13 protein-coding genes are annotated in these 16,032 nt (G+C 66.3%); 6 read left to right on the top strand and 7 right to left on the bottom strand.

From position 1 onward, the window contains the following. Nucleotides 1-13: 13 nt before the first annotated feature. From ASG67_RS05645 to ASG67_RS05630, 4 genes are all read left to right on the top strand, one after another. Nucleotides 14-1,525 (top strand): CehA/McbA family metallohydrolase, encoded by a 1,512-nt coding sequence (locus tag ASG67_RS05645; protein WP_056526785.1) that lies wholly within the window; start codon nucleotides 14-16, stop codon nucleotides 1,523-1,525. A gap of 121 nt (nucleotides 1,526-1,646) precedes the next feature. Beyond that, nucleotides 1,647-2,411, top strand: coding sequence for a glucose 1-dehydrogenase (locus ASG67_RS05640; protein WP_056526783.1), 765 nt, complete (start codon nucleotides 1,647-1,649; stop codon nucleotides 2,409-2,411). 3 nt (nucleotides 2,412-2,414) lie between these two features. After that, on the top strand, nucleotides 2,415-3,329 hold the full coding sequence (locus ASG67_RS05635; RefSeq protein ID WP_056526780.1) for a hypothetical protein: 915 nt from the start codon (nucleotides 2,415-2,417) through the stop codon (nucleotides 3,327-3,329). Nucleotides 3,330-3,336: 7 nt separating this feature from the next. Continuing rightward, the gene (locus ASG67_RS05630) at nucleotides 3,337-3,900 is read left to right on the top strand and encodes a DUF4337 domain-containing protein (RefSeq protein WP_056526778.1); all 564 of its coding nucleotides are present in this window, start codon (nucleotides 3,337-3,339) and stop codon (nucleotides 3,898-3,900) included. A gap of 7 nt (nucleotides 3,901-3,907) precedes the next feature. Here the strand turns inward: ASG67_RS05630 and ASG67_RS05625 are convergent, their stop codons facing one another. Next, nucleotides 3,908-5,395, bottom strand: coding sequence for a deoxyribodipyrimidine photo-lyase (locus tag ASG67_RS05625; protein ID WP_056526775.1), 1,488 nt, complete (start codon nucleotides 5,393-5,395; stop codon nucleotides 3,908-3,910). A 156-nt stretch (nucleotides 5,396-5,551) separates the two neighbouring features. Between ASG67_RS05625 and ASG67_RS05620 the strand changes: the two genes are divergently transcribed. Further along, nucleotides 5,552-8,107 (top strand): family 20 glycosylhydrolase, encoded by a 2,556-nt coding sequence (locus ASG67_RS05620; RefSeq protein ID WP_235535064.1) that lies wholly within the window; start codon nucleotides 5,552-5,554, stop codon nucleotides 8,105-8,107. Here the strand turns inward: ASG67_RS05620 and ASG67_RS05615 are convergent. From ASG67_RS05615 to ASG67_RS05600, 4 genes are all read right to left on the bottom strand, one after another. Next, on the bottom strand, nucleotides 8,070-10,049 hold the full coding sequence (locus ASG67_RS05615; RefSeq protein WP_056526772.1) for a beta-N-acetylhexosaminidase family protein: 1,980 nt from the start codon (nucleotides 10,047-10,049) through the stop codon (nucleotides 8,070-8,072). The two genes, ASG67_RS05620 and ASG67_RS05615, sit on opposite strands and share 38 nt — an antisense overlap. 116 nt (nucleotides 10,050-10,165) lie before the next feature. Next, a complete protein-coding gene (locus tag ASG67_RS05610; protein WP_056526768.1) occupies nucleotides 10,166-10,516 on the bottom strand; it encodes a hypothetical protein in 351 nt (116 codons plus the stop codon). Between the two features lie 12 nt (nucleotides 10,517-10,528). Beyond that, nucleotides 10,529-12,004 (bottom strand): L,D-transpeptidase family protein, encoded by a 1,476-nt coding sequence (locus ASG67_RS05605; RefSeq protein ID WP_056526858.1) that lies wholly within the window; start codon nucleotides 12,002-12,004, stop codon nucleotides 10,529-10,531. 104 nt (nucleotides 12,005-12,108) lie between these two features. Then, nucleotides 12,109-12,504 carry an HIRAN domain-containing protein gene (locus tag ASG67_RS05600; protein ID WP_235535063.1) on the bottom strand — a complete coding sequence of 132 codons (396 nt, stop codon included), beginning with the start codon at nucleotides 12,502-12,504 and terminating at the stop codon, nucleotides 12,109-12,111. 155 nt (nucleotides 12,505-12,659) lie between these two features. On the opposite strand from ASG67_RS05600, the gene ASG67_RS05595 reads away from it, so the two are divergent. Next, nucleotides 12,660-12,983, top strand: a complete 324-nt coding sequence (locus tag ASG67_RS05595; protein ID WP_056526763.1) for a hypothetical protein — start codon at nucleotides 12,660-12,662, stop codon at nucleotides 12,981-12,983. On the opposite strand, the gene ASG67_RS05590 is transcribed toward ASG67_RS05595, so the two are convergent. Next, a complete protein-coding gene (locus ASG67_RS05590; RefSeq protein WP_056526856.1) occupies nucleotides 12,980-14,473 on the bottom strand; it encodes a tryptophan halogenase family protein in 1,494 nt (497 codons plus the stop codon). The genes ASG67_RS05595 and ASG67_RS05590 overlap by 4 nt on opposite strands. Beyond that, nucleotides 14,473-15,969 carry a tryptophan halogenase family protein gene (locus ASG67_RS05585; protein WP_056526761.1) on the bottom strand — a complete coding sequence of 499 codons (1,497 nt, stop codon included), beginning with the start codon at nucleotides 15,967-15,969 and terminating at the stop codon, nucleotides 14,473-14,475. Before ASG67_RS05585 ends, ASG67_RS05590 begins: the two co-directional genes overlap by 1 nt. Between the last annotated feature and the right edge of the window lie 63 nt (nucleotides 15,970-16,032).

Genomic DNA, 16,032 nt, shown 5'->3' with positions numbered 1-16,032 from the left:
GGGTGGGACAGCGATGATTGTCGGTTCAGGAACGGTGCGGTGGATTCTGTTGCTATGGCTGGCGTCGTTCGCGGCGCCGGTTGTCGCTACAGCGGAGCGTCCGGCGGACGTGACGCTGCAGGGGGTCATCCACGACGTCGATCGCGCGACCACGCGCGATCTGCCGTTCTCGGTGCCGGCCGGTACCGCGCTGGTGAGGGTTGTTTTCACCTATGAGGGTCGCGATCGTGGCGTCACGATCACGCTGGGGGTCGCCGACCCGCAGCGTTTCCGTGGCTGGGGCGGCGGCACCAAATATGCCTTCGCGATCGGTGACGCTTTCGCCACGCCGTCGTTCCTGCCGGGGCCCATTCCCGCGGGACCGTGGCGGCTGATGATGACGGTGCCTGCTATTCGGACCGGCGACAGCGCGAAATGGTCAGCCCGTATCTGGTTCTCGAAGGCATCGAATCTGGATGAGGTCGCCTTCGTTCCCAAACCGATCCGCGCCGGACCCGGCTGGTATCGCGGCGACCTGCACAGCCATAGCGGCCAGAGCGATGCCCGGTGCCGCAGCTATGCGGGGCGCGAGGCCGGATGCCCGCCCTTCTACACCTTTCAGGAAGCGGCGGCGCACAAGCTCGATTTCTTGGCACTGACCGATCACAACGTGACCTCGCACTTCATCGACATGGGCTATCTGCAGCCGCATTTCGATACGTTGCTGCTGATGCCGGGGCGCGAACTGACGACGCGGGACGGCCATGCCAATCTGCTCGGCTATATGGGCGCGCTCGAAACCGATATCGGCCGACCGGGGGCGGAATCGGTGAACACGATGCTCGCCAGCGCCCATGCCACGGGTGGGTTCCTGACGATCAACCATCCATCGCGACCGACTGGCGAGGATTGTCTGGGCTGCGGCTGGGCGCCGCGCGACACCGATTATGCGAACGTCGATGCGATCGAGGTCGTCAACGGCGGCAGCACGATCGAGACGCCCGGTGATCGCGAGGCGGCCATCGCGAAACAGGTGCGCTACTGGGAGGCGCTGCTCAATCGCGGCTACCGGCTGGTCGGGGTGGCGGGGTCGGACAATCATGACGCGATCCAGTATCGCGGCAACTCGCCGATCGGACCGCAGGCGGCGATCGGCAGCCTCGCCACCGTGGTCCATGCCGACGACCTGTCGCAGGGCGCGATCCTGAGGGGACTGCGATCGGGGCGGGCGTTCGTCGATCTCGACGAAGGCCGTGGGCGCGTGCTGGACATGACCGCGCGGCGCGGCAACACGACGGCGTCGATGGGATCGACATTGCCCGCCGGAAAAAGCGCGATCACCGCGATGGCGCATGTCGAGGGCGTGGCCGGCGGGAAAATCGCCCTGACCGTGGACGGCGAACGGTTGGCGACCACCGGCATCGCGGGCGGGATGGCGGATGTGTCGCTCGACCTGCGACAAGGGGTGCGGCGATGGTTCCGCGTCGATGTCCTCCGCCCGGATGGACGTCACTGGTTGATCGGCAATCCCATCTACGTCCGCTGACCGGCTTGGTGGTGCCGCGCCGCAGCCTCTCATGAACCGCAAGACATGTCGCTGACAGACGCCCGTCATCGGTGTTGATCCAAAGCCGATGGATAGGATCAACATTCCAGGGAGGCCGATCATGGCCGACGGCGCAGTCGCAATTGTTACAGGCGGAGAATCGGGCATCGGGGCGGCCTGTGCCATCGCGCTCGCGGCGGCCGGGGCCAGGGTCGCCATCACCTATTTTCACGATGCCGACGCCGCGGCGAAGATATGCGCCTCGATCAGCAACGACCGGGCGATCGCGGTACAGACCGATGTCGCAGACGAGGCAGCGGTCCGCCGCTTGTTCGACACGGTCGAGGCGCGGTTCGGCACCGTGACATGGCTGGTCAATTCCGCCGGGCTGAACATGAGCGGCGTTCATATCGTCGACATGGAATTGACCCAGTTTGACCGAGTGATCCGATCCGACCTGTATGGGCCATTCCTGACCTGCCGCCGGTTCGTCCGCGCGCTGGCAGGTAAGGAGATGAAAGGGCGGATCGTCAACATCTCGTCGATCCATGAACGCGCCCCGCGTGCGGGTGGCGTCGATTATGATTCGGCCAAGGGCGGCCTGTCGCAACTGACCGCGACGCTGGCGCTCGAACTGGCGCCGAAGGGCATCGCGGTGAACGGCGTCGCGCCCGGCATGATCCTGACGCCGATGAACGAACAGGCGGTCGACGATCCCGGCTATCGTGCCAAGCTGGAGGCGAACATTCCGGCGGGCCGCGCCGGTCGGCCGGACGAGGTCGCAACGCTGGTCGCGTTCCTGCTCTCGCCCGGTGCAGACTACATTACGGGCACCACCGTTACCATCGACGGCGCGCTGTCGCTGACCGTCGCGCAAGGGGCCTGAGCGATGACGACCTTCGCGGTGGAACAGCTCGACACCGTCCAGCTCGCGTCCGGCTCGGCGATCGACGGCATGGACCTGATGAGCCCGTTCGTGTGGCAGGAGGATGGCGGTTACCGGATGATGGTCCGCGCCGTGCCGAATCCACTGGGGCCGCACGATCCGACCGGCATCATCGCGGTCTGTGCAAGTGAAGACGGGCTGACCTTCACGGTCGATCCGCGACTGGCGATCACGCCGGGGCCGGGGGCCGACGATGTCGGCGGTTGCGAAGACCCTACGGTCGTCTTGGTCGCACCCGGCGACGAGGCGGGCGCGCATCGATATCTCGTCTATTACACCGGCGTCGACGCCACGCGGTCTCAGGGCGCGATGATCCTCGCCAGCGGACCGGACTTGGGCGACCTGACCAAGTGCGAGGTCGTGCTGAAGGCGCCGCCCGGCGAAGGCAATATCAAGGAAGCGACGCTGGCGCGGACGCCGGCGGGCGAATGGCGGTTGTTCTACGAATACGCCGCCGATGGCGCGTCGCGGATCGGCATGGCCGCCGGCCTGACCGCGCAGGGACCGTGGACCGTCCAGCCCGACCCCTTCGGCATCCGCGACGACAGCTGGGATAACTGGCACCTGTCGACCGGGCCGATCGTCTCCGCCGCCGGGCAGGACCCGGTGATGTTCTATAACGGCGCCACGCATGATGCGCGCTGGCGGATCGGCTGGGTCAGCTTCGATCCGCAGTTCACGCGGGTCACGGGACGCGGGCTGGAGCCGATGCTGGTGCCGCCACCGGCGGTCGACCGGGCCGCGACCGACATCGCCTTTGCCGCGTCGACCGTGATGGAGGGACAGATGATCGCGCTGTATTTCTCGATCGAGGACCGAATCCTGCGCCGCGCCCTGATCCGCCGCTACGACCGGTAAGTCGGCCATGCCCGAAGACGAGTATGAGGTCCGTGGCCGGCACGACGACGAGATCGAGGAACGGTCGGCGCATGGCGAACCGCTCGGCCAAAAGATCGCGCTGTTCTCCGCTGTCCTTGCCACGCTCGGTGCGATCATCAGTTTCCTGGGCGGGCATACCCAGAACGATGCGCTCTACTACAAGAATGAGGCGGTGCTGATGAAGGCGCGCGCATCCGACAACTGGTCCTATTATCAGGCGGAGGACATGAAGCGCCATCTGGCCGACGCCGTTGCGCGACTCGCGCCGATGCCGACCGCCGATGATGCGGCGGCCGCCGCGACTTATGCGACGCGGGCACGGGCGCTTCGGACGACGGCGGAGGACTTTGACCGTCGTTCCGAACAGGCGGACAGCGAATCGCGGGACGCACTGCGCCCCCACGTCAAACTGTCGATCGCGATGACCTTCGTCCAGGTCGGAATCGCGCTGGCCTCGATCAGCGCGCTGACGCGGCGCCGGTGGTTGTTATGGGGTGCCGGCGGATGCGCGGCGATTGGTGTCGCACTGAGTGTGATCGCGTGGTTCTAGCGGCCGATCAGATCAATGGCTCGCCATACAGGTAAAGCGTCGTCGGCAGTTTGTCCGGCACCGCCAGCGTAGGGCGCGGTCGCGTCGCCGCGGCGGCGAGCCATGCTGGTCCATCGGGTCGATGGCGGGTCGATCCATCGGACCGGGTCGGCACCTTGCCATAAACCGCCGACCCGTCGCGCCCGGGCGCGCCGCCGCCGAACGAGGCGGCGATATTGCCATAGGTCGATGGATCGCGGCCATCGAGGCTAAGGCGGTCGTTGAGGTAACAGGCGGTCGCCCACGCGGTTTCCGGATCGGGCGTCATCGCGATGATACGCTTGGCCCAGTACATGCGCAGATTGTTGTGCATCCAGCCTTCGATCAGGAACTGGCGCTGGCACGCGTTCCACGTTTCGTCACGGGTTTCGCCATGGAGCAGGGTATCCAGCGTCTCGACCTCCGGGCGCGGATCGCCGGCATGCGCGGCGAGCGTCTCGCGCGCCCATTCGCTAATGCGGTCATATCGTTCGGGGGCGGGCAGGGCGCGCGCCTGATAATGAAACCACTCGCGCCATGTCAGCAGTTCGTCCGCGAACTTCTCCTTGCCGGCGACTGGGGCGATCGCCGCCTCTACCGCCGCCATCACTTCGCGCGGGCCGATCACCCCGAAATGCAAATAGGGCGACAGCATGCTGGCGCCGATCGTCTGAGTCGCATCGTTGCGGGTGGTGGCATAGGTAGGCAACACCTCGTCCATCATCCGCTCCAACATCACCAATGCACCCTCGCGACCGGCAGGAAGCATCGGGCTCAGCGGCAACGCATGGTCGATCGCCGCCGACGCGACGAAACGATCGAGATCGGCGTCGGAACAGGCGTCGAGACGGTCGGATATGAAGGGCAAGGGCCCATCATACGCGGCGACCATCGGCTTCAAATCCTCCGCCAAGAGCCAATCGCGGCGCAACGGCTGATGCCGCCGCCGGAACGCCGTGGTCGATCCGATATCGTCACCCAATATGGCCGGCGGCACCAGGCAGGCTGCATTGACCGCCAGCGCCGCACGATCGATTTTCCCCGCTACCCGTTCCGATTGCCAGCGCGCGACGAAGGTCGGCTGATCCTCGACCATCACCGCCGCGCTGTCGGCCGCGAGCCGATAAACGAGGCCCTTTTCGCGCCGATCCGCCCGGTCGACATGCTGGACGCACGCGATGCCCCGTTCCCGGCATTCGTGTGCCAGATCACTGCTCGCTCCCAGAATGAAGCGATGAAAACGGTCGGACGCGTAGGGGTAATCCTCGCGCAGGCCATGATAAACCAGCACCGGCAGGCCCAGATCGTTGGCCAGCCGGATCGCCGCATCGATCACCGGATTGTCGCGCGCCCGGAGCGCCTGTTGGAGCCAGCACAGTACATACCGGCCCTCCGGCCGAACGGTGGCATCGTTGATCGGCCGAACACGCGGAGCTTCGGACCAGGATGACAGCGCGGCAGGCAGGGGATGGGACATGGGCGCTCAACCACCCAGTTGTACTGTCGATCCACCGGGTCAGCATCCGCCACGTACCGAAGCCCCCGACGATGGCATTGCGAAAGCGGATTGGTTATCGAATGGTCCGCCATCGTCCGGTTGTCGGGTGGCGAGATCGGGTACAGGATGCGCGGCATGAAGAAATATTGGGCCGCCCCGCTGGCCTTGATCGCCGGCGGCGCTACGGGTCAGCAGCCAGCCTCGCCCGCGATGACGCAGGCCCGGCTCGACCGTCTGGCCGCGACGATCGGCTACCGATTCACGATCGTCGCCAATCGTCCGGCCGCCTGCCCGGCCGGCGCCGCGCGGTGTTTCGACTCTGACATCGCCATCACCGTGCCGGCCGACGCCCCGATCAACGCGCCGATCGAAATCCGCTACGGCTTCGTCAATCGCGTCCTCGCCGTGTCGAGCGACGTGTTCGACGGGCGTCAGGTCAAAGGCGACGTCAACGCACTGGCGCTGAAACCGGGGCAAACTCTGCGGGGGGGACAGGTCTACCACGTCAAGGTAACGGGCGTAGGTGCGTATTTCTCGCGCAATCATGCCATGCCGAACGCGATGCTGGTCGCGCCCGGCCTTGCCCCGCGCGTCATCGCCGCGACGCGGCCGGGTACCGATCCCGATACCGGACGGGAGAAGCTGCCGTTCGTCGCGCCGATGACCGACGAAGCCGCGCTGGCCGGTGGCACGGCCGAGGACAGGACCGTGTGGCGCACGCCGGAACGAGCGTTCGCGCTCTATGCCGCGCGCGGTGCCGCGACGCCGGTCGATGTCGCAATCCTGCCGACGCCGATGCGCGCCTCGCGCCCGGTGGGGCCGCCGGTCGATCTGGCGGGTGGGCTGCGCGTCACGACCTCCGAGATCGCCCGCGACGATATCGCCGCCGCGCTCGCCACCCTGCCGCCGGGGCAGGGGCGGGTGCCGCTCACGATCCGGCGACGGTCGGGGCTGGCGGCGGAAGGCTATCGGCTGATGATCGGCGACGGCGCGATCGCGATAGACGCGGCGGACGCGGCGGGCGCATCACACGCGCTGCGATCGCTGGCGCAACAGATCGCGGCGGAGGGGACGACGCTGCGGCCACTTATCGTGGAGGACGCGCCCCGCTTCGGCTTTCGCGGCCTGCTGGTCGATGTCGCGCGCAATTTCCACAGCAAGGCGGAACTGCTGAAGCTGATCGACCAAATGGCGGCCTATAAACTCAACCGGCTGCACCTCCATCTGGGCGATGACGAGGGCTGGCGGCTGGAAATCACCGGCCTGCCCGAACTAACCGAAATCGGCGGTTATCGCTGTGCCGACCTGACCGAGGCGACGTGCCTATCGCCGCAGCTTGGCGCCAACCCCGCCCGCACCGCGCCGACCAACGGCTATCTGACCGCGCGCGATTACATCGATATCCTGCGCGCGGCGAAGTCGCGGCAGATCGTGGTGATCCCGTCGTTCGACATGCCCGGCCATTCGCGCGCGGCAATCCGGTCGATGGAGGTCCGCTACGATCGCCTGATGAAGGCAGGCGATCGGGCCGGAGCGGAGCGATACCGGCTGGTCGATCCGGCGGATACGACGCGCTATCTCAGCATCCAGAATTACGACGACAATACGCTGAACGTCTGTCTCGACAGCACCTATCGTTTCCTCGACACCGTCATCGACGGGGTCGCGGCGCTGCACCGGGCGGCCGGTGCGCCGTTGACGACCTATCACATCGGCGCCGACGAAACCGCCGGGGCGTGGACCGGATCGCCGGTGTGCAAGGCGATGCTGGCGCAAAAGAATCTCCCCGTCGGAAAGCTCGGCGCATTATTCATCGAACGGGTCGCCGGCGATCTGGCGAAGCGGGGCATCCGCGTGGCCGGGTGGAGCGATGGCATGGGCCACACCGATCCCGCGCATATGCCCGCCAACGTCCAGACCAATATCTGGGGCGGCCTGCACACCGGTGGCGTCGCCGAGGCGCACGGGCAGGCCAATCGCGGCTGGCAGGTCGTGCTGTCGATCCCCGATGCCGGCTATTTCGACATGCCCTATGCCGCCGACCCGGACGAAACCGGTTATGACTGGGCGACGCGCGGGATCGATGCGTTTCAGGCGTTCGGTTTCATGCCCGGCAACCTGCCCGCCAACGGCGCGCTGATCCCCGATAATTTCGCGCGGCCGACGCCGGTCCCCGATACGGTGCCAATCGATCCCGGCCGGTCGATCATCGGCCTCCAGGCGCAATTGTGGAGCGAAACCGTGCGTCGTGACGATCAGGTCGATTACATGCTGTTCCCCCGCCTGCTCGCTCTTGCCGAACGCGGCTGGGCGCGCGAGGAGTGGGAGCCATCCTATGTCGCGGGCCAATCCTATGCGCTGGGCGATCGACGCGTAGATCGGGCGGCGCTGTTGACGGGATGGCGCGATTTCGCCGGCCGGGTGGGCGTGCAGCTACGCACGCTGGACAAGGCCGGCGTGGCCTATCGTTTGGCGCCGCCGGGCGCGCGCATCACGGCTGGGCGGCTGGAAGCGAACAGCGAATTTCCGGGCACGCCGATCGAATACCGGTCGGTCGGCGGCGCATGGCAGCGTTATGCCGGCCCGGTCGCGGCAACGGGGACGATAGAGCTGCGCACCCGTACCCCCGATGGCCGCCGCGCCAGCCGGACCGTCACGGTGCGGGCGTCGGACCCGTCGTCGGTGCGCTGACCGCGATCAGCGTCGGCGCATCGGCGACGAACCGGTCGAGCACGCCGTCGGCGATCTTGATCGGCCCATCGAAGCGCGTCGCGCCGGGGATCGACCGGATTGCGGCGGCCTCGGCAGCGAGCCTCGACGCATCCGCGAAGAATCGCGGCGCCGCAGCACTGCCCTGATCGGCGGCGGCAAGCCCGGCGGCGGTCAATTGCAACGCCCGGCCCCAGCGCTGCATCGCATCAAGCCATGGGCGGGCCTGTTCGGCGAACCCTGCATCCGCCACGCCCGCCCGGATGATGTCGGGCGCCGCCGTGAATGCATCGGCGGTGCGGGTCAGCTCGGCGATCCCCTCGCCACGCGCCTTGTCGTCACCTTCGGCAATGGCCTCGCGAACCTGGTCCAGCGTTGCCTTCAGCCGAGGCGCCTGTTCCTGCCATGGCTGGCTGCCAAAGGTCGGTGCCAGATGCTGCGTATCGAAGAATGTCAGCAACGCCGCCGTCACCCGTTCGTCGCCCCACGCCAGATCGCGCGCGGCGGCATGCCAGGTCAGGTCGGCGTCGTAATCCTTGTCGTTCCAGGCGAACGCCGTCACGCCCATCACCGCGACACGGCTAGGCGCTTCCTGATTCATCGGGTTCGACACGATGCCGGCCAGTTCGGCAGACAGTCCTGCCTCCCGCCGTGCATAGGGGGCCATCAACAGTCGCCCGGTCGAGGTCGCGTAATCGTTGACCGGATAATTGTCCCACAACAATGTCTTGCGACCGAACGCCTTGGTCGCCGCGCGTGCATCCGGCACCGAGATGGCCGGTGGCACGACGTCGGTGCCGGTCCATTGCACGACGATCCGGGGGTCGAGATGCTTGCGCAACGCGGCCTTGTAGGGGCTTTCCTTCGCGTCGTAATATTCGGTCGGCACCATGATGAGCGCGGACGACGCGTCGTGCCGGGCGACGAGATCGGCCTGTACGATGTTCAGCAGATAGGATTGCGCGATCCCGGCGGCCTCCGCGCCCGATGCGCCGAAGGTCGTCTTGTCGCGCTCGCAATTCCACTTGGTGTATTCGATATCGTCGAGCGCGACATAGAAGCTGCGGATGCCGAGCGCGCGCATCGCATCGAACTTGCGCATCAGCGCCTGCGCATCGGCCGGATCGGAGAAGCAAACCGATGGCCCTGGCGAGATCGCATAGACAAAATCGACATGGTTTCGCTTCGCCGTCGCTGCCAGCGCGCCCAGCGCGGTCAGCGTCGCGGCAGGATACGCCTCGCGCCAGCGATCGCGCGCATAAGGATCGTCCTTGGGGCTGTAGATATACGTATTGGCCTTGGTCCTGGCGAGGAAATCCAGATGCTTCGCGCGATCCGCCATCGACCACGGCGCGCCATAGAACCCCTCGATCGTGCCGCGCATGGCCATCGCGGGATGATCCTGAATGACCAGCGCCGGAATCGCGGTGTGCTCGGCCAACTGGCGCAGCGTCTGCACGGCATGGAACAGGCCATCGGCATCATGCCCGGCCAGCGTGACGAGGCTGCCCGCACCCGCCGCAACCGTGGCGAGGGTATAGCCCTCCCGGTGCCCATCTTGCGGCGCCTTGCTGCGGGTCAGCGCATCGCGGACGATCCGTGCGTCGCCGGTGCCGATCACGATATGCGGCCGGTCCAGTTTTGCGGGCAGACGCGATGCGACATCGATCCGCTCGACTCCAGCCATCCCAAGAATGCGTCGAACCTGAGCCAGCGTCTCCGCATCCGTCCCCGGCGCCGCGATTAACACGACCGACCGGCCAAGCGTGATGGCATCGCCGCCGAGGACAACTGAAACCGGGCCCGGGAAAATGGCCGGCCGCGTGACCGGTTCGGCCATTGCCGGATTCGACGCAATCGCGGTCAGACCCAGCATCGTCATCGAGAACAGGTCGGCCCCCGACAGGGAATGGCGTTGCTTCATGGCCGATCTCCGGTATCAGAATGGTATTACCGAGAGGGGTAGGGATATCGCCGCGCAACGACAAGACGCGGTGTCGTTTCGAACATCGAAGAAAGGAAGTAAGAGGGCGGTCGCGCCTACTTCTTCTCCACTTGTTCGACCGGTCCGGTGTCGTCGGCGACCGGCGCATCACGCGACGCACGAGCGGTCATGCCGGTGGCGGAGGCGTCGTCCATCATCTGTTCGTCGGGCGCCGGCGCGGCTTCCGGTGGTACGTCGGCCATCATGTTGGCGTCCGCCATATTGGCGGGGGCCGGCTCCGGGGCGGACGCCTCTGACACGGCTTCGGTGGGTTGTTCCGCCGGTAGATCGGTGACGCCGGTGTAATTCTCAACCGGCGCGACATCGTCGTCCGACGATCGCGAACAGGCCGTAGTTGTCACGGTCAACAGGGCCGCCGCGATTGTCAGGATGGTCTTGCGGTTCATCATCGTCTTTCCTCAGCGGGCGGCCAGCGCTTCATGCGCGGATCGCGCCTCGATCTTGCTCGCGAGCGTTCCGTCCCAGCGATAGGGGTCGTCGCGAAAGCTGACCTGCCCGCCCGCATTGGCGAACGCGGTCCAGTATAACAGGTACACCGCCACGGGCGCGGCCAACTGCGCGCGCACCGTCTTGCCCGCTGCGACGGTCGCGTCGATCGATTCCGCGGGCCAAGCCGGTGTCGTGCTCATCAACTGGTGCGCCAGTTCGGCCGGCTTTTCCAGCCGGACACAGCCATGGCTCGCCAGCCGGTCGAACCGCGCGAACCCGGCCTGGGCGGGTGTGTCATGCAGGTACACCGCAAACGGATTGGCGAAATCGAACTTGAACCGGCCCAGCGCACTACGTTCCGAGGATTGCTGCAATCGCCTGCTGCCATCGCCATTGTCGATGACGCGAAAGCCGTTGCGCGCCAGATAGCCGGGATTGGCCTTTTCCTTCGGCCACAACTCACGCGTCGCGATCGACGACGGCACGTTCCACGGCGGGTTCAGCACGATGCTGTGGATTTGCGACACCAGCATCGGCGTCTCGTCACCGGGGCGGCCGGTCACCGCCTTCATCGACATGATAGGCGAATCACCATCGAACAGCGTCAGCACCGCCGCGGCGATATTCACCTGCACACGGTTCCGCTCCAGCTCGGTTGGCAACCAGCGCCAGCGTTCCATGTTCGCCTTGATCTGGCGGATGCGCGCCTCGACCGGCGTGTTCAGCGCGGCGATCGTCAGCGCGCCGACCGTCCCCGTTGGATTGAGGCCATAGCGACGCTGCGCCCGGCGCACCGCCTCAAGCAGCGCGGTGTCGAACCGGTCGCCGGTCACCGTCAGTTGCGGGTCCTCGATCGCGATCCGCTTGCGCAGTGCCGTCACGCGTGACCCGCTGGCGCCGAACACCAGACCCGGATCGGCCGCGATCGGCGCCCAGCCGCCCTCTGCCGCGATCGACCGGTAACGGGCAAGGCCGGTTACCAGCGTGTCGTACCCGGCATAGGGCGGCGGCAGCGACGCGACCCAGGCGGACAGGCGATCGCGCTCCACCGCATCGCGAAACGCCGGCAATGGGTCATAAGCCACCGGCCGCATCGCCCAGTCCCGCTGGAAATCCGCTTCCGCCAGCCGCCCTGCGTGAACCGCATGAGCGTGGTCGAGCGCGGCGCGGACCAGCCGGTCATTATCCAGTTCCGCCATGGGCGCTACGTCCACCAGTCCTTGCGCGACGGCATCCTTGGCGATCAGGCTGGCGAGCCGGGTCGCCTGCGCGGCGCTCAACTGCGGCAGGACGACCGGCAGTGGTGTCACCGCTTGCACCATGGGGGCGGGGGGCGTGATGACCGGCGGCGCAACGACCGATGGCGCGACCTGTGCCAGTACGGTGGCGGGGTACGCGCAGGCGGCCAAGGCGGCATACTGGGCCAGCCTCCATCCGGTCGGCATGGAGAGAAATGTTCGGCGACGCGTCGTTGTCATGATGGCTGAACGTACCACGGTATCGGGGCGATCCGCATCGCCTATCTGACGCTGATAATTGTCGGAATGGGTCATGCACCCCATACCGGCCCCTCTTCATCGGGATAGAAGCCGTCCGTCTCGTCGCGCGTCGAGGAATACGACGGGGCGGCGGCGGGTGGCAGGGTCGGCTGGCCGCCGCCGAAACGGACGCGGATATAGGCGCCACCGCCGTGCATGCCCTGAAAGATCGCCACCACCTCCTCGCCGCGGTGGATCCGGCCGCCGATATACGGCGCGCGTTCGGCACTGACATAGCCCAGCTTCATCCCGCTCGCGGCGACGATCGCGACCGCGTTGCGATCATGGCGGTTGCGGGGTTCTGTCATCAGCGTGACGGGATCGCCGGGCAGCGTCATCATCGCCTCCGATCGCCGATTGCCACCGTCGGTATTCGGGAAATCGAGGCCGGCGATGCTAAGGGTCATTTCCTGCATGGGGCCAGATTACCGCTGCCCGCATCGTCCGCCAATGTCCGCCAGCCACGGCGAAAGATTGCTGTTCGATCCGTCGGCCAAGCGGATTAAGGGAGCGACGACAGCCGCGCGCACGATCGCGGCGGCGAGAGGCAGGGACAGGAACGATGCTGGTCAGGATCTATGTCGGCGCAAGCTGGGAAGCGGCCGTCGAGAAGGGCGATTATGATTTCGACGTCTTGCCGTCGTCCGGCCACAAGCTGGCATTCGCGACCGATGCCGGGTGGGAAGTCGGCCTGGTCCGTGATGTCGCGCACCGCATCACGCGCTCGTCAGAGGCCGCCGATATCGCGCTGCTGCTGACACGCGTGACCGATGAGGACGCCGGTGATGACCCGCTGCCCTTCGCCGCGTTCGATCGCCTCGACGGCAAGGGTACGACCGGCGTCGCATCCGTCCCCAAGACCGGCAGTCCCTGGCGCGGACGCTAACCCCCCGCCAGTATCTCCGCCTGCGATTTGAAATTCAGCGCGCAGCCCTCCAGGAAAGCGGCGATGCGGCGTTCCGCGAAGAAGTCGACATCGTCGCGGGCGGCTTCGCTGACCGGGGGAAAGGCGCCGTATCCGGCCAGCAGGCAATGCCACGACAGATTGCCGAACTGGCTGGCGTGTCCCTGTCGGGCCAGCTCTGCACCCAGATTGCCCTTGCGGAACCATGTGTCGAGCAGGTGCAGCAGCGAGTCCGGCAGCGTCATGTTGGCCGCATTCCGGCGCCAGTAATCCGTGTCAGTCCGCGTGTTCAGCTTGTAATGCGCGACGATGTAATCGCGCACGCCGTCGATCCGGGCGGTGATCGCATCGTTGAACGCCGGCCGATGGCGATCGGTGAAATCGCCCTGTTCGTAGTGATTGATGAACAGCTCGACGGTGTTCAGCACCAGATGCAGCGCGGTCGCCTCCAGCGGCTCGATGAAGCCCTGCGACAGGCCGACCGCCAGACAATTGCGCTCCCAATGCCGCGCCAGTTGTCCAACCCGAAAGGTCAGATGTCGCGCCTCGCCCATATCGCCGACGCCCAGATGGCCCCGCAATTCGGCCTCCGCCGCATCTGCGGACAGGAAATCGCGGCTATAGACATATCCATTGCCGAACCGGTGGCGCAGCGGGATCGTCCAGCACCAGCCGGTCGACAGCGCAGTCGATACAGTTTCGACCGGCGGCGGCCGGTCCATCGCGGTCGGCATCACCACGGCGGCATCGTTGAACAGCATCGACGCATAGCTGTGGAACGGCACGCCTAGCGCCCGCTCCATCAACAATCCGGCAAAGCCGCTGCAATCGACAAAGATGTCCGCCGCGATCTCCCCGCCCGTATCGGTGACCAGCGCGGCGATGTCGCCGTTCTCCGCCCGCCGCGCACCGACCACATGCGCCGGCCGGTGGACCACGCCGCGCCCGACCGCGATCTCGCGCAGGAAATCGCCGAGCAGGCCTGCGTCGAAATGATAGCCATATTCCATGCGGAACGGGAAATGGGGCGGGGTGACCGGCGCCTTGCCCTCTGCCGCCAGGATACCGCCCAGCAGGAAGTCGTCGGGGCGCACCGGCACGTCATGCCCCAGTCGCCGGTTGCGGCAATTGAGGATGAACGCCTCTTCGGTGTGGACATCCACCTGCGTGGTGAACGGATGGCTGTAATCCCGCCCCGGCGCCTGCGGGCTCCAGCCATCGAAGCGGATGCCGACCTTGTACGTCGCCTGACACCGCGGCATCCAGTCGCGCTCCGCGACGCCGATGACCTCGAAGAACCGTTTCAGCGAGGGCGTCGATCCTTCGCCGACGCCGATCGTCGCGATGTCCGGCGCTTCGACCAGCGTGATGGTGCAGCCCGATCCGGGCGCCAGCCACGCCTTCGCCATTAGATTGGCGGTGATCCAGCCCGCGGTGCCACCGCCCAGTATCACGATGCGCCGCGGTGGCATCACCCGGCCTGACCGCCGAAGGCCTTCAGGAACGTATCGTGAAGCGGCATGGTGGGCACCGGCTCGCGCTTCATCGCCGCCAGCTGGCGTAACTGCGCCGCCAGTTCGTCGTTGTCGGGTCCATCGGCCAGCGGATGATGATCGGCGGGAACGATGCCCTGTCCCATCAGCACCTGCACCCAGGACGGCTCCATGAAGATGTCGAGCGGGTCCTGCGTCAGGATGCCGCTGCGCCGGAACAGATCGATCTTCGCGGCCAGCCGATCCGGCACCGGCATCGCGCGCAGATCGCGCCAGAAGGCGGAATCGTCGCGCCGGGTGGCGTGATAATGCAGGATGATGAAGTCGCGCACCGTCTCGTATTCGATCTGCGACTGGCGGTTATATTCGGCCACCACGCGGTCATCGATGCCGTCGCGCGGAAACAGATGGAGCAGCCGGACGATCGCCGACTGGATCAGATAGATGCTGGTCGATTCCAGCGGCTCCAGAAACCCGCTCGCCAGCCCGACCGCGACGACGTTGTGGTCCCATTGCCGCCGCGCGCGACCGGTGCGGAAGGGGATGATCCGCAGTTCGTCCAGCGCTTCGCCGTCGAGGTTGCCGAGCAGGATCGATGCCGCCCGATCATCGCTGCAATGCCGGCTGCTATAGACCAGACCATTGCCGTTGCGGTGCTGCAACGGGATGCGCCATTGCCATCCCGCCTCGTGCGCGATCGATCTTGTATAGGGCGCCGTCTGCGCGAACCGGGCGGACGGCACCGCCATCGCCCGGTCGCAGGGCAGCCAATGGCCCCAATCCTCATAACCGACATTCAGATGTCGCTGGATCAGCAACCCACGCGATCCAGAGCAGTCGATGAATAGATCGCCGGCCACCTGACGGCCGTCCCGCAAGGTGAGCGACGTGACGTCGCCCGTCTCAGGATCGCGATCGGCATGCTCGATCAGCCCCTCGGTCCGGACCACGCCCAGCCGTTCGCTGTAGCGCCGCAGGTATTTGCCATAGAGCAAGGAGTCGAAATGATAGGCATAGGGCAGCGACCACGTCGGATCGTCGCCCTGCATCTTGGCGAACTTCCCCTCGCGCGCGCACAGATAGTTGAGGTCGAAATCCCAGTAATCGACGGCCATTCCTGCCCGCCGCGCACGCGTCCAAAAATGGTGGAACGAACAGAACGCTAGGTTGCGACCCGCGCTGCCGAACGTGTGATAATAGGATTCGCCGATCGCACCCCAGTTGTCGAACCGGATCGCCAGTTTGATCGTGGCCTTCGTTTCCCGCAGGAACTCGGCCTCGTCGATGCCCAGCACCGCGTTGACGTGCTGGATCGGCGGAATGGTCGCCTCGCCGACGCCGATGATGCCGATATCGTCCGATTCGACCAGCTCGACCGACACCTGCTCACCGATCACGCGGGCAATAAGCGCCGCCGCCATCCAGCCGGCGGTGCCACCACCGACGATGACGACCTTGTTGATCGCAGCCGCCATCTTTGTCTCTCCCGACGTTCGCTGCCCGAATACCCCCGCCGACGATGGCCGGCGAGGGTTTTC

The sequence above is a fragment of the Sphingomonas sp. Leaf339 genome (genome assembly GCF_001426195.1).
Classification (GTDB): Bacteria; Pseudomonadota; Alphaproteobacteria; order Sphingomonadales; family Sphingomonadaceae; genus Sphingomonas.
Note: the sequence above shows the minus strand (reverse complement) of the source record. Positions and strands in the feature narration are given on the sequence as shown.